This window comes from Thermoanaerobaculia bacterium (assembly GCA_035717485.1).
Taxonomy (GTDB): Bacteria; Acidobacteriota; Thermoanaerobaculia; order UBA5066; family DATFVB01; genus DATFVB01.
The window spans coordinates 1-13,758 of the sequence record DASTIQ010000120.1; the positions used below are offsets into that span (position 1 = coordinate 1).

At 69.4% G+C, this 13,758-nt stretch carries 11 protein-coding genes; 8 read left to right on the top strand and 3 right to left on the bottom strand.

Annotated elements, in window-relative coordinates; genetic code table 11:
- Together VFS34_06345 and gpmI are read right to left on the bottom strand one after the other, a co-directional pair.
- Positions 1–884: DCC1-like thiol-disulfide oxidoreductase family protein (locus tag VFS34_06345; protein ID HET9794064.1), on the bottom strand; the 884-nt coding region annotated here is incomplete at its 3' end.
- Between the two features lie 28 nt (positions 885–912).
- The gene (gene gpmI / locus VFS34_06350; GenBank protein HET9794065.1) at positions 913–2,469 is read right to left on the bottom strand and encodes a 2,3-bisphosphoglycerate-independent phosphoglycerate mutase; all 1,557 of its coding nucleotides are present in this window, start codon (positions 2,467–2,469) and stop codon (positions 913–915) included.
- Between the two features lie 79 nt (positions 2,470–2,548).
- Between gpmI and tkt the strand changes: the two genes are divergently transcribed.
- From tkt to pgl, 7 genes are all read left to right on the top strand, one after another.
- Positions 2,549–4,720 carry a transketolase gene (gene tkt, locus VFS34_06355; GenBank protein HET9794066.1) on the top strand — a complete coding sequence of 724 codons (2,172 nt, stop codon included), beginning with the start codon at positions 2,549–2,551 and terminating at the stop codon, positions 4,718–4,720.
- The gene (locus VFS34_06360) at positions 4,717–5,202 is read left to right on the top strand and encodes an RpiB/LacA/LacB family sugar-phosphate isomerase (GenBank protein HET9794067.1); all 486 of its coding nucleotides are present in this window, start codon (positions 4,717–4,719) and stop codon (positions 5,200–5,202) included. The genes tkt and VFS34_06360 overlap by 4 nt, the downstream gene beginning before the upstream one ends.
- On the top strand, positions 5,199–6,356 hold the full coding sequence (tal, locus tag VFS34_06365; protein ID HET9794068.1) for a transaldolase: 1,158 nt from the start codon (positions 5,199–5,201) through the stop codon (positions 6,354–6,356). The genes VFS34_06360 and tal overlap by 4 nt, the downstream gene beginning before the upstream one ends.
- Positions 6,353–8,047: a glucose-6-phosphate isomerase gene (locus VFS34_06370; protein HET9794069.1), complete on the top strand. Its 1,695-nt coding sequence runs from the start codon at positions 6,353–6,355 to the stop codon at positions 8,045–8,047. Before tal ends, VFS34_06370 begins: the two co-directional genes overlap by 4 nt.
- Positions 8,044–8,937 (top strand): decarboxylating 6-phosphogluconate dehydrogenase, encoded by an 894-nt coding sequence (gene gnd / locus VFS34_06375; GenBank protein HET9794070.1) that lies wholly within the window; start codon positions 8,044–8,046, stop codon positions 8,935–8,937. The genes VFS34_06370 and gnd overlap by 4 nt, the downstream gene beginning before the upstream one ends.
- Positions 8,938–9,052: 115 nt before the next feature.
- Positions 9,053–10,726 carry a glucose-6-phosphate dehydrogenase gene (zwf, locus tag VFS34_06380; protein HET9794071.1) on the top strand — a complete coding sequence of 558 codons (1,674 nt, stop codon included), beginning with the start codon at positions 9,053–9,055 and terminating at the stop codon, positions 10,724–10,726.
- Positions 10,727–10,838: 112 nt separating this feature from the next.
- A complete protein-coding gene (gene pgl, locus VFS34_06385) occupies positions 10,839–11,525 on the top strand; it encodes a 6-phosphogluconolactonase (protein ID HET9794072.1) in 687 nt (228 codons plus the stop codon).
- A gap of 167 nt (positions 11,526–11,692) precedes the next feature.
- Here pgl and VFS34_06390 read toward each other — a convergent pair whose 3' ends face one another.
- A complete protein-coding gene (locus tag VFS34_06390) occupies positions 11,693–12,406 on the bottom strand; it encodes a Bax inhibitor-1/YccA family protein (GenBank protein ID HET9794073.1) in 714 nt (237 codons plus the stop codon).
- 92 nt (positions 12,407–12,498) lie between these two features.
- On the opposite strand from VFS34_06390, the gene traF reads away from it, so the two are divergent.
- Positions 12,499–13,614 carry a conjugal transfer protein TraF gene (traF, locus tag VFS34_06395; protein ID HET9794074.1) on the top strand — a complete coding sequence of 372 codons (1,116 nt, stop codon included), beginning with the start codon at positions 12,499–12,501 and terminating at the stop codon, positions 13,612–13,614.
- Positions 13,615–13,758 lie beyond the last annotated feature (144 nt).

A 13,758-nucleotide genomic window follows, 5' to 3' on the forward strand; every position in this document is an offset into this window, starting at 1 on the left:
AGGAGCACGCGAAAGAGGAACAGCGCGACCCGCGAAGGGGGCTCCGCGCCTGGCGACGCTCCGCGGAGGCGGCGCGGATCGACGAGGAAGATCGTCAGGAAGAGGGTCTCGATGAGGAGCGCGTCCCACTGGAACGAGAGAAATTCGTTTCCGACCGCCGAAAGCGAGAGATAAAGCGCCCAGCACCCGCCGGCGCAGACCGCCGGTAGAACGTCGGCGGCCAGCAGGATCGAGAGAAGGGCGCCGGCGGCGCATGCGGCCTGGAGAGCGCCGTTTCCGGCGCCCAGCCAGAAGATCGACGGAAGTAGGGCGTACGCGCGGCTGCCGAGCTCGCCGCGGGCCGCCGACAGGAGCTCGCCGGCGGGAGCGATTCCGCGAGAGCCGATGAGGCCGTCCACCTGAGACCAGAGGGAGATGAAGGCCGTGAGCGAGATCGCCCCGAGGACACCGATGAAAAGCCGCCGCGAGCGGATGGACGTCGGCGGGCGCGGGTCGGGTCCCCAGACGGCCCGAGTCACCGCGTCCGCGGCTCCCCGGTGCGAGGCGATCCCGCGGTACAACAGATCGGCAGCGGCCGCGAAAGGCGGAAATCGGCGGTAGAGCGCGAGAGGAGTCCCTCGGCCCGGCCGGAGGGCGAGCGCGCGGAACACCGCTTCCGCGCCGAAGAACACGGTTCCGTCCGGGAGGACGAGCCCGACCGCGCGCCGGAAGGCGTCGGCCGGGATCTCCGGGAACCTCGCGTTCGCGGTCTGGAACGGCTCGAACTGCGCCCGGCCGCGGAGGACGCCGCGCCAGCGCGCCACCCAGAAGCGGCAGAAGCCGCAGTCGCCGTCGAACACGACGAGCGGCGTCGGGGGAGGCGTCGCCGTTCGAAGTTCGGCCATGATCAGCCGCGCCGGCGCGCCGGAGCGCTCACCCGGAGAAGATCCTCAGATCCCGTCCGGTCATTTCCCGGGGCGCTTCGATCTCCTGGAGTGCGAGAAGGGTCGGCGCGACGTCGCGGAGCGACCCTCCCGGCGCGAGCCAGAAGCGGCGTCCTCCGGGTGAGGCGACGATCAAGGGAACCGGATTCGTCGTGTGCGCGGTGTGGGGCTCGCCCGTGGCCGGGTCGATCATCTGTTCGGCGTTTCCGTGATCGCCGGTCATCAGGAGCGCGCCGCCGCGCGCGAGGACCGCGTCGGCGAGACGGCCGAGGCACGCGTCGAGGCATTCGATCGCGACGATCGTCTCGGCGAGCTTCCCGGTGTGGCCGACCATGTCGGCATTGGCGTAGTTCATGACGATCGCGTCGTGAGCGCCCGATGCGACCGCTTCGAGCGCTTTTTCCGTGATCTCGGGGGCCGCCATCTCGGGCCGCAGATCGTACGTCGCGACTTTCGCGGAGGGAACGAGGACCCGGCTCTCGCCGCCGTACTCCTTCTCGACTCCGCCGTTGAAGAAATACGTCACGTGCGCGTACTTCTCGGTCTCGGCGAGGCGGAGGTTCGTCCGGCCCGCCTTCTCCCAGGCCTCGGCGAGGATTCCCGAGAGGGTCTCGGGAGGGAAGGCGGCGGGAAGGCGGAATTCTTCCTTGTATTCGGTCATGCCGACGTACGCCGGGAACGCCGCCTCTCCCCGCTCGAACGCGTCGAACGTGCGGGACGTCAGCGCTTCGGTCATCTCTCGAGCGCGATCGGCGCGGTAGTTGAAGAAGACGACCCCGTCGTCGCTCCGGATCGTGGCGGCCGGCGTTCCGTCCCGCTCGATGACGGTCGGCCGGACGAACTCGTCGGTTTCGCCCGCCTCGGCCGCCATCCGGAGCGCCTCGTCGGGACCGCTCGCCCGCCGCCCCCGGCCGTGGACGAGCGCGTCGTAAGCGAGTCGCACCCGGTCCCAGCGCTTGTCGCGATCCATCGCGTAGTAGCGTCCGGAAAGCGTCGCGATCGCGCCGAGGCCCCCCTGCGCGATCTCCTCTTTCAGACGACCCACGTAGGTTCCGGCGGATTCCGGCGGAGTGTCCCGGCCGTCCAGGAACGCATGCACGAAGACGCGCGGAAGGCGCTCGCGCCGGGCGAACTCGAGAAGCGCGAAGAGGTGCCGCTCGTGGGAATGGACGCCGCCGTCGGAGAGGAGGCCGAGCAGGTGCAGCGCGCCGCCCCGCGCGCGAATCCCGGCGGAGAGCGCCCGCAGCGCGGAATTCCGGAAGAAGCTTCCATCGCGGATCGACAGGTCGATGCGCAGGATGTCCTGCGGCACCATCCGGCCCGCGCCGAGGTTCAGGTGCCCGACCTCGGAATTCCCCATCTGCCCCGCCGGGAGGCCGACGTCCTCTCCGGAAGCGGAAAGAAGCGCGTACGGAAACTCGCGGACGAGGCGGTCGTAGGCGGGAGTGCGGGCGAGCGCGATCGCGTTCCCCTCGCGCTCGTCGCGAACGCCCCAGCCGTCGCAGATCACGAGAACGGCGGGGCGAGGCGGCGAAACGCGAGGCACGACCGAGATTATTCAGAATTCGCTCCATTTTGGAATTGTTTTCGCATGTGATTACATGAGCCCGATCAGAGGAGGTCCGGTGAGCTCTGTGTCCAGGAAGAATCCCCCCGCGCCGGCCGAGGACCTCGATCGGCTCTGCATCGACACCGTTCGCACACTCTCGATGGATGCGGTCCAGAAGGCGGACTCCGGCCATCCGGGGACGCCGATGGCTCTCGCGCCCGCGGCGTACGTGCTCTGGAGCCGCATCCTCCGATACGACCCGAAGGATCCGCTGTGGCCCGACCGCGACCGGTTCGTCCTTTCGTGCGGGCACGCCTCGATGCTGCTGTATTCGGTGCTCTTCCTCACCGGATACGCCGTCACCCTGGAGGACATCGAGAACTTCCGGCAGCTGGGCTCGAAGACGCCGGGCCACCCGGAACGCGGCATGACGCCCGGCGTGGAGGTCACGACGGGACCGCTCGGGCAGGGCTTCGGGAATGCCGTCGGGATGGCGATCGCCGAACGGCTCCTCGCGAAGAGGTTCAACCGTCCCGGGCACGCGGTCGTCGACCACCGGACGTGGGGATTCTGCAGCGACGGCGACATCATGGAGGGAGTCTCTTCCGAAGCCGCGTCCATCGCGGGCCATCTGCGGCTCGGGAAACTGAACCTCCTGTACGACGACAACCACATCACGATCGAGGGGAATACGTCCCTCGCCTTCGACGAGGACGTGCAGGGGCGCTTCGAGGCGTACGGCTGGCACGTGCTCCGGGTCGAGGACGCGAACGACCGCGCCGCGCTCGAGGCCGCCTACCGGCAAGCCGCCGCCGAGATGGGGCGCCCCTCGCTCATCATCTGCCGTTCCCACATCGGATATCCGTCGCCGCACAAGACCGACAGCGCGGAGGCCCACGGCTCTCCGCTCGGTGAGGACGAGGTCCGGGAGACGAAGGAGATCCTCGGGTGGGACCCGAACGCTCATTTCGCGGTGCCCCCCGAGGCGCTTTCCCGGTGGCGGGAAGCGGGAAGGAAGAGCGCCGAACACCACGCGGGGTGGAAGCGCCGCTTCGACGCGTACGCGAAGGCGTTTCCCGGTCTCGCGCGGGAATTCCAGGACGCGATGGCCGGCAAGCTCCCGGCCGGCTGGGACGCGGACGTCCCGGCCTTCCGGCCCGAGGATGCGAAGAAAGGGCAGCTCGCGACGCGGAAGGCCTCCGGCAAGGTCCTGAACGCCATCGCGAAGCGCTATCCCGCTCTCGCCGGCGGCTCCGCGGACCTGGCGCCCTCCACCGACACGCTGATCGAGGGCGAGCCGGACTTCGAGAAGGAGTCCACCGGCCGCAACTTCCACTGGGGGATCCGCGAGCACGCGATGGGGGCGGCGCTCAACGGCATGGCGGCCCACGGCGGTATCCGCCCGTTCGGCGCGACGTTCTTCATCTTCTCCGACTACATGCGGCCTTCGGTGCGGCTCGCCTCGCTTTCCGAGCTCCCCGTCATCTACGTCTGGACGCACGATTCGATCGGACTCGGCGAGGACGGCCCGACGCACCAGCCGATCGAGCACCTGGCCTCCTTTCGCGCGATGCCCGGAATCGTCCTGATTCGCCCGGCGGACGCGAACGAGACGGCGCAGGCGTGGAAGGCGGCGATCGCCCACACGGAGGGGCCCGTCGGGCTCGTGCTCACCCGGCAGGGCGTTCCCGTGCTCGATCCGGCGAAGTACGGCGCCGCGATGCGCGTCGATCGCGGAGGCTACGTGCTTTCCGAGGCGTCCGGCGGCCGTCCCGCGGTGATCCTGATCGCATCCGGCTCGGAGGTCTCGGTCGCGCTCGAGGCCCGGGAGCTCCTTTCGAAGAAGAAGATTCCGGCTCGCGTCGTCTCGATGCCGTCGACGTGGCTTTTCGACCGGCAGCCGCGGGCGTACCGCGAGCAGGTCCTCCCGCCGTCGATCGCCGCCCGCGTCTCGGTCGAGGCGGGGACGACGTTCGGATGGGCGAAGTACGTCGGTCCGCGCGGGATCGCGATCGGGATCGATCGCTTCGGATCGTCGGCCCCCGGCCCGACGAACATGAAGGAGGCGGGATTCACTCCGGAGCATGTCGCTCGCGAGGCCGCCCGGCTCGTCGCCCGCCTCGACGCCGCCCGGCCCGCCGGGAAGAAGAAACCCGCTCGGGCGTCCCGGTCGCGGAAGGCCGCCGGCGCCCGCCGTGGACCATCGACCCGCAGACGGCCGGCGCGGCCGGCGAGGAAGAAGAGATGAAAGTGGCGTTCGGATGCGATCACGCCGGGTTCGAGCTGAAGCGCGAGCTCCTCGCCTGGGCCGAATCCGCGGGGCATCGCGTCGTCGATCTCGGGAACACGAGCCTCGACCCCGCCGACGACTATCCCGATTTCGCGCGCGCCGTCGCGGTCGCCGTCTCGCGGGGAGAGGCGGAGCGCGGGATCGTCGTGTGCGGCTCGGGCGTGGGGGCGTCGATCGCGGTCAACAAGGTTCCGGGCGCGCGGGGAGCCGTCTGCCACGACACCTTCTCGGCCCACCAGGGAGTCGAGGACGACGACGCGAACATCCTGACGCTCGGCGCGAGGGTGATCGGCGGATCGCTCGCCCGGGAAGTGGCGGCGGCGTTCCTGAATGCCCGCTATTCGGGAGCCGAGCGGCACGCGCGTCGGCTGGAGAAGGTCAAGCAGATCGAGCTCGACGCCCGGACCGGCGTCTTCGAATTTCCGGAGGTGAAGAGATGAGCGACGCCCGGAACTCCCTTTTCCGGCTGAAGGACTACGGCGTCTCGGTGTGGTGCGACGAGCTCTCGCGGGACATGATCCGCGGAGGCGAGCTGAAGAGGCTGATCGACGAGAAGGCGGTCGTCGGGGTGACGTCGAACCCGTCGATCTTCCAGAAGGCGCTTTCGGAGGGAAACGCCTACGACGCGGACATCGAGAAGCTCGTCGCGGCGGGCAAATCGACCCCGGAGGTGTTCGACGCGCTCGCGGTCCAGGACATCCGGGAAGCCTGCGGCGTGCTCCGTCCCGTCTACGACGCGACCGAGGGCGAGGACGGGTACGTGTCGATCGAGGTGCTCCCGTCGCTCGCCGGAGACACCGAAGGAACGATCGCGGAGGCGACCCGGTATCACCGGGAGATCGCCCAGCCGAACCTGATGGTCAAGATCCCGGCGACTCCGGCCGGCATTCCCGCGATTCGCCGGATGATCGCGGGCGGGAAGTCGATCAACATCACCCTGATCTTCTCCGTCGACCGCTACGCCGAAGTCGCGGAGGCCTACCTCGCCGGCCTCGAGGAGTTCGTCCGCCAGGGCGGCGATCCGCGGCCGGTCGCGTCCGTCGCGTCGTTCTTCGTCTCGCGGATCGACACCGAGACCGACAAGCGGATCGACGCCGAGCTCGCCTCGGAAAAGGATCCGGAGCGGCGGCGGCGCCTCGAATCGCTGAAGGGCCGGATCGCGGTCGCCAACGCGAAGCTCGCCTTCGCGAAATTCCGGAAGATCTTCTCGGGGCCGCGGTGGGAAGCCCTCGCGTCGAAGGGCGCGCGGACGCAGCGCTGCCTCTGGGCATCGACGTCGACGAAGAACAAGGCCTACTCCGACATCCTCTACGTCCAGGAGCTGGTCGGCGGTCCCACGGTGAACACGATGCCGATCAAGACCATGGACGCTTATCTCGACCACGGCCGGCCCGAGGAGACGCTGACGCGGGGCGTCGAGGAAGCGCGGCGCGACGTCGCGGCGCTCGCGGAGTTCGGCATCGATTACCACGACATCACCGACAACTTCTCGGAGAGCGACGGAGTCCGGAAGTTCGAGGACTCGTACCGGGAGCTCCTGGCGGGGCTCGAATCCAAGCGACGGCAGGACGCGGGCGTCGCGGCGCGCCGGTGAAGCGCGCGCCCGGCCGCGACTGGGCCCGGCTGGGACCGGCCGCGAGCGCCGTCCGGGAGTCCGCCGAGCGCCTCGCGCGCGAAGAGTTCGTGGACCGCGTCTGGCGGCGCGATCCGTTCCTCTGGAAGTCCGACGAGAAGCACCGGGAGATCATCGAGAACGCCCTCGGCTGGCTCGATGCGCCGTCCGAAATGCTCCGCCGGGCGACGGAGCTCGAAGAGTGGGCCATCCACGCCCGCCGCGGGAGGCGTTTCGTCGTCCTCTGCGGAATGGGCGGTTCTTCGCTCGCGCCGGAGGTCTTCGGGCGCGTGCTCGGCCGGCCCGACGCTCCCGAGCTCATCGTCCTCGACTCGACGTCCCCGGAACAGGTCCGGGACGCGTCGGAGCGCATCGATCTCGACGCGACGCTCTTCCTGATCTCGTCGAAGTCGGGCGGGACGCTCGAGACGATCTCGCAGTTCCGGTATTTCCACGACCAGGCGCTCCGCCGCTCCGGGCCTCCGGAGCGCGCCGGCGAGCAGTTCGTCGCGATCACGGATTCCGGCTCGCCGCTCGAAAAGCTCGCGATCGAGCACCGGTTCGCCGAAGTCTTCGAGAACCTGCCCGGGATCGGAGGACGCTACTCGGCGCTCTCGTACTTCGGCCTGGTCCCCGCGGCGCTCTGCGGCGTCGACCTGCCGCGCCTCCTCGAGCGGGCGGACGAGGCGGCGCAGGCGTGCCGCACGCCGGGCCTCCGCAATCCGGGGCTCTCTCTCGGCGCGGCGCTCGGCCGCCTCGCGCGAGACGGGCGGGACAAGGCGACGATCGTGTGCTCCGCGGCGATCGCGCCGTTCGGCGCATGGCTCGAGCAGCTCGTCGCCGAATCGACCGGGAAGGAAGGCACCGGCGTCGTGCCGATCGACGGCGAGCCGACCGGCTGGCCCGAGGACTACTCGTCCGACCGGTTCTTTCTCTACGAGAGGCTCGACGGAGCGGAGGGCGCGGGGGAAGCGGACGAGAAGCTCGACCGCCTGGCGCAGGAGGGGCATCCGGTCCGCGTCCGCGCGTGGCGCGACCGGTACGATCTCGGGGCGCGGATGTTCGTCTGGGAATTCGCGGTCGCGGCCGCGGGCGCGGTGCTCGGGATCGATCCGTTCGACCAGCCGAACGTGCAGGAATCGAAGGACAACACGAACGCCGTGCTCGCCGGGTTCGGGAAGACGAAGTCCCTCCCGAGGGAGCGCGGCCGGCGCGCTGCCGGTGGCGTGTCGCTCCACGGCGAGACCCTCGAGCGGCTCCTCGGGGAAGCGCGTCCGGGCCGCGACTACCTGGCTCTGCAGGCGTACGTGGACCGGAGCCCGCGCAACGAGGAGACGCTCCTCCGGCTCCGGCGCGATCTCCGGAACCGGATTCGATGCGCGACGACGGTCGGGTTCGGACCGCGGTTCCTCCATTCGACGGGCCAGCTCCACAAGGGAGGACCGAAGGAGGGGGTGTTCCTGCAGTTCGTCGATCCCGGCGAGGGGGACGTCCCGATCCCCGGCTCCGACTTCGGCTTCGCGACGTTTCTCGAGGCGCAGGCGATCGGCGACGAGAAGGCTCTCCGGAGCCGCGGCCTGCCTTTTTCGGGCGCCTCCGCTTCGGGGCCGTCGGCGGACGCGCTCTCCGCCTGGGCCGATCGCGTCCGGTCGGCGCTGGAGGGGCGGAAATGAAGATCGGCATGATCGGGCTCGGCCGCATGGGCGCCAACATGACGAAGCGGCTGACCCGGGGCGGTCACGAGGTCGTCGCGTATTCGAGGGGAGACGCCGAGGGAGCCGCGCGGGACGCCGGGGCGCAATGGGCGGCCTCTCCGCAGGCGCTCGCGCGGTCGCTGCCGAAGCCGGCCGTCGTCTGGCTCATGATCCCGGCCGGTCCGCCGGTCGACGAGACGATCGCCGCCCTCCGCCCGGGGCTCGCCGCAGGCGACGTCGTGGTCGACGGCGGGAATTCCTACTACCGCGACTCGATGCGCCGCGCCACGGAGCTCGCGAGCGCGGGCGTGTTCTTTCTCGACGCCGGGACGTCCGGCGGCGTCTGGGGACTGGAGAACGGCTATTGCCTGATGGTCGGGGGAGACGCGGGAGCAGTCGAGCGGGTCCGGCCGATCTTCGAGACGCTCGCGCCCGAGAACGGTTTCGCGCGGGTCGGCGCCTCCGGAGCGGGGCACTACGTCAAGATGGTCCACAACGGAATCGAATACGCGATGCTCCAGTCGCTCGGGGAGGGATTCGAAATCCTGAACGCGTCCGATTTCTCGCTCGATCTTCCGCAGATCGCCGGCATCTGGAGATATGGCTCCGTCGTCCGATCGTGGCTCCTCGACCTGCTCACGGACGCCCTCGGGAAGGATCCGAAGCTCGAGCACATCCGGGGCTGGGTGGATGACTCCGGCGAGGGCCGCTGGACCCTCAAGGAAGCGATCGATCATGCCGTTCCCGCTCCCGCGCTGGCGGATGCTCTCTTCGCCCGGTTCCGCTCGCGGCAGGCGGATTCGTTCTCGGCGCGCGCAATCGCGGCTCTTCGGAACGAATTCGGCGGCCACGCGGTGAAGAAGTCGTGACGTGCCGGCGAGGCGCGCAGCATTGGACCTGCCGGCGAGGCGCGCAGCACAGGACGTGCCGGCGAGGCGCGCAGCATTGGACGTGCCGGCGAGGCGCGGGAACGCAAACGTGCCGGTGAGGCCGAAGAAGAAGGCGCGAGGGAGGCGCGGGAAAACGGCGGTCTCCCGCCACCGGAAACACCCGGCGGGCGGACGAAAGAAACCCGCCGCGGCGGCCGCGCGGCCCGATACGACGCGGCAGCCTCCGAAGCCCCTCGTCTCCGCCCCGCTCGACGGGACGCCGGCCGCTCCCGAGCCGTGCGCGATGGTGATCTTCGGGGCTTCGGGCGACCTCACCGCGCGCATGTTGATGCCGGCGCTCGCCAAGCTCGCGAAGGAGCGGGCTCTCCCGGACGGGTTCTTCGCCGTCGGCGTCTCCCGCAGCCCGATGACCGATGCCGGGTTCCGGACCGCGATGCAGGCCGCCGTCGCGAAATTCTCGACGGACCCGCTCCAGGTCACCGAGCTTCCTCCGGAGTTCCTGGGCCGACTCCATTACGTCACCGGAGAGTTCCACGAGCCCGCGACCTACCGGCGGCTGAAGACGATGCTGGCGAAGGCGCGCCGCAAGGGCGGCGCGGGGTGCCCGGAGAACCACGTCTTCTATCTCGCGACACCGCCCGACGTCGATCCGGTCATCGTCGACCATCTCGGGCGCGCGGGGCTGGCCCGGGAGGAGACCGGCTGCTTTTCTCGCGTCGTCGTCGAAAAACCGTTCGGTCACGACCTCGAGTCGGCGCGGGCGCTGAACGCGGAGATCCATCGCGTTTTCCGCGAGGACCAGATCTTCCGCATCGACCACTACCTGGGAAAGGAGACGGTCCAGAACATCCTGGTCCTCCGGTTCGCCAACGGCATCTTCGAGCCGCTCTGGAACCGGCGATACATCGATAACGTGCAGATCGCGGTGGCGGAATCGCTGGGCGTCGGCCATCGGGCGGGGTACTACGAGTCGGCTGGCGTCGTGCGCGACATGTCCCAGAACCACCTGCTGCAGCTCCTCTGCCTGACCGCGATGGAGGCGCCGGTGCGCCTCGACGCCGAATCGGTGCGCGGCGAAAAGGTGAAGGTTCTCCGCTCGATCCGCCCCATCCCTCCCGACCGGCTCGATGAATCGGCGGTGCGCGGCCAGTACGGTCCCGGCGTCGTCGGGGGCGAGGAGGTCGCGGGCTACCGCCAGGAGCCGGGGGTCTCGCGTCAGTCGGCGACCCCCACGTACGCGGCGGTGCGCTTCTTCATCGACAACTGGCGGTGGGCCGGGGTCCCCTTCTACCTCCGCTCGGGGAAGCGGCTCGAAAAACGGATGACGGAGATCGCGATCGAATTCCGGGACGTGCCGCACACGACGATCTTCCTCAAGGAGCCGGGCGGATCGGGACGCCTCGAGAAGAACGTGCTGAGATTGAAGATCCAGCCGGACGAGGGAATCTCGCTGAAGTTCCTGGCGAAGATCCCGGGCGCGGGGATGCGGGTCACCCCGGAATCGATGGACTTTCCGTACGACCAGCTCGGGGCCGCACAGCACGGCGGATACGAGCGGCTCCTCCTCGACATCATGCACGGAGACGCGACGCTCTTCACGCGCGGCGACGAAGTCGAGGAGGCCTGGCGCGTCGTGATGCCGATCCTCGAGGGGTGGGAGAAGACGAAGCCGCGAGGCTTCCCGAACTATCCCGCGGGGACGATGGGTCCCGAGGTGGCCGCGAACACCTTCATCGAAGGAGACGGACGCCACTGGCGCAAGCTCTAGTCCGGAGCGCGCATGGCCGTGCGCGCGGAGGACTCCATCCCGACTTTCGCCCGCCGTCGCGAACGGGAAACCTTTCGGGAAGGGAAGCCGGGATGATCGGAGCTCCACGGTGATGCGTTCCGTTTTCGAAACACCGCCCGCGCTCGCCTCGGCCGCGGCCGACGAGTTCCTCCGAGCGGGACGGGAGGCGATTTCCGCGCGCGGGGCGTTCCTCGCGGCGCTTTCGGGAGGGGAGACGCCGCGCGCCACCCACGCCGCGATCGCCGAACGGGCCGGAGAGATCGACTGGATGCGCGTTCATCTCTTCTGGGGAGACGAGCGCTGCGTGGCGCCCGACGATCCGCAGAGCAACTACCGGATGGCGCGGGAGACGCTCCTTTCCCGGGTGCCGATCCCGGCCGCGAACGCGCACCGGTGGCGGAGCGAGCTTCCCCCCGCCGAGGCCTCCGCGCTCTGCGAGCAGGAACTTCGCTCGGTCGCGGGGACGCCGCCGATCCTCGATTTCGTCTTCCTCGGGCTCGGCGGCGACGGCCACACGGCTTCGCTCTTTCCCGGAACGGATGCGCTGTCGATCACCCACCGCTCCTGCGCCGCGAACTTCGTGTCCTCTCTCGGCGCCTGGCGTCTGACGCTGACCTATCCGGCGCTGAACGCCGCGCGCGAGGTTCTTTTCCTCGTCGAGGGAGAGGCGAAGCGGGAGATCGTGGGGAAGATCGAGGCGGGTGCCGATTACCCGGCCGCCAGGGTAAAGGCCGCGCGGACCCTCTGGTTCATGGACAAGGCGGCGGCGGGGGAGTAGCCGGCGCCCCCTCGTCGGGGCATCGATTCCGGTGCCCGGGCGCGGGGAGATGCGAGCCAGACGCGCACCCACACGCCGCCGAACCCCGCAGGCGTCCTGTCAACGTACGTCGGAGGGGTACGGCGGTCGAGGACGCGCGTATTCGCTCGATGTATCGCCGCGCCCGCCTAGCGGCGGCGGCCCATGAAGCGGAGCAGGAACAGAAACAGGTTCACGAAGTCGAGGTAGAGGCGCAGGGCGCCGATGATCGCCAGGTTCTGAACATGGCCTTCCGGGGTCGCGACGGCCATCGCCTTGAGGCGCTGCGCGTCCCATGCGGTGAGACCGGTGAACACGATCACCCCGATGATCGAAATCGCGAATTGCAGCCCGTCCGAGTGGACGAACATGCCGACGACCATCGCGAGGATCAGTCCGATCAGACCCATCGAGACGAACGAGCCGATGCCCGCGAGGCTCTTCTTGGTGACCGTTCCGAACAGCGCGAGACCGCCGAACATCCCGGCGGTGACGAAGAAGGTCGTGGCAACCGACGTCGCCGTGTAGGCGAGGAAGATCGTCGAGAAGAGCACACCGTTCAACGCGGCGTACGCGACGAATGCGCCGATGGCGGCCGCGGGCGACATCTTCAGGACCCGCGCCGAAAGGTAGACGACGAGGCCGAGCTCTCCGATCATCAGACCGAAGAACAGAACCGGATTGCGCGCGAAACCGATGACGAGCGAGGGATTCGAGGCCATCGCGACGGCGACGAGACCGGTCAGGGCGAGGCCCGCGAACATCCAGCCGTAGACGCGCCGCAGGAAGAGCGAAACGCGGCTCGCCGCTCCGACGGCGGACGACTGGAATCGGGCGTCCGGGGTCACTTCAAAAGGGTTCATGCTGTTTTTCCATCCTCCAGACTCATTCTAACGCGAACGAAGGCTCGTTCCTTCCCGCTTCGCGGCGGGCGAAACCGCGCCATAATCGGCGAATGCGATCGAAAACGGCCTCGGCGCTCGGGCTCGCGGCTCTGGTGGCGGCCTCGTCCGCTCTCGCGCAGACGCCCGCGCCGGGGGCGAAGGCGACGGGGATGGGGGGGACCTTCGTCGCGTCGGGAAACGACGCCACGGCCCTCTGGGGAAACCCTTCGGAGCTCGTCGAGTGTCCTCTGGGGTGCGCGACCGTCTTCGGCGGCGCGGCGGGCGTCGACGAGAACGGGTTCGCGCGGACCCTCCGGGACGACTTCCAGGGAGTGGACGTCGGCAACCTCACCGATCCGGCCGAGATCGCGAAGCTCCTCGACGATCTGCGCGACTTCGCGACACCGGGAACGGGCACGATCGGCTCCGGCAGCGCGGGACTGGGGTATGCGCTGCGGGGATTCGGCATCGGGATCGGGGAGACCGTCTACGCGGGAGCATCTCCCGCCATCCAGTACGCGGCTCCCGGTTCGCCGATCCCGTCTCTCGCCTCGCGCGTGGTCCTGAAGGGGATCGAAGCGCGGGAGATCCGGGCGGGCTACGCGGGCACTTTCCTCGGCTTCACGATCGGCGGCGACGTCCGATACATCCAGGGGCGAACCTATTTCGCGACGGAATCGCTCGCCGAGGCCGCGGACGATCCGTTGTCGCTCCTTCGGGACGCCTTGAAGAAGAGCGAGACGCGGACGGACAAGGTGGCTTTCGACCTCGGCGCGGTGTATCGGGCGATGCTCGGGAAACTCCGGGTCGGCATCGTCGCCCAGAACCTGAACGAGCCCGAGTTCGATTTCGCGGACGGGTCGCGGGCGCCTCTTCCCCGCGCGATCCGCGCCGGAGCGGCGTTCGCGCCGGTGTCGTTCGACGGGATCGTCTTTTCCGCCGACGCCGACCTGAACAAGCAGAAAACGCTCGTCCCGGGGCTCTCGAGCCGCCGGATCGCCGCGGGGGCCCAGATCTTCTTCGTGCGGGTCGGCGCGTTCCGGGATCTCGAGGCGGTCGATCCTCACTGGGCGTTCACGGCCGGTCTGCAGCTCCCCCTGAAAGTCGTTTCGATCGGCATCTCGGGCGTCTACTCGTCGGACAAGCGCGACGTCGGCGCGGCAGGAGAGCTCCGAATCCGGCTGTAGCCGCGCCCTCGAAGGATCGTTCCACGCGGCCGGCGTCCCGTCCAGCGCGCCGGGCGCGGCAGAAAGCCGGATCTCCGTTTTGGCAGTTCTCGAGGCCGGGGCCTTTCGCATCGCGGAAGGCTTCGACGAGCGGAGCCCGCCGTC

Coding starts and splice junctions, on each gene's coding strand:
- VFS34_06360 (HET9794067.1), top strand. CDS start 4,717: ATGAAAGTGGCGTTCGGATGCGATCACGCCGGGTTCGAGCTGAAGCGC.
- tal (HET9794068.1), top strand. CDS start 5,199: ATGAGCGACGCCCGGAACTCCCTTTTCCGGCTGAAGGACTACGGCGTC.
- gnd (HET9794070.1), top strand. CDS start 8,044: ATGAAGATCGGCATGATCGGGCTCGGCCGCATGGGCGCCAACATGACG.
- pgl (HET9794072.1), top strand. CDS start 10,839: ATGCGTTCCGTTTTCGAAACACCGCCCGCGCTCGCCTCGGCCGCGGCC.
- VFS34_06390 (HET9794073.1), bottom strand. CDS start 12,406: ATGAACCCTTTTGAAGTGACCCCGGACGCCCGATTCCAGTCGTCCGCC.
- traF (HET9794074.1), top strand. CDS start 12,499: ATGCGATCGAAAACGGCCTCGGCGCTCGGGCTCGCGGCTCTGGTGGCG.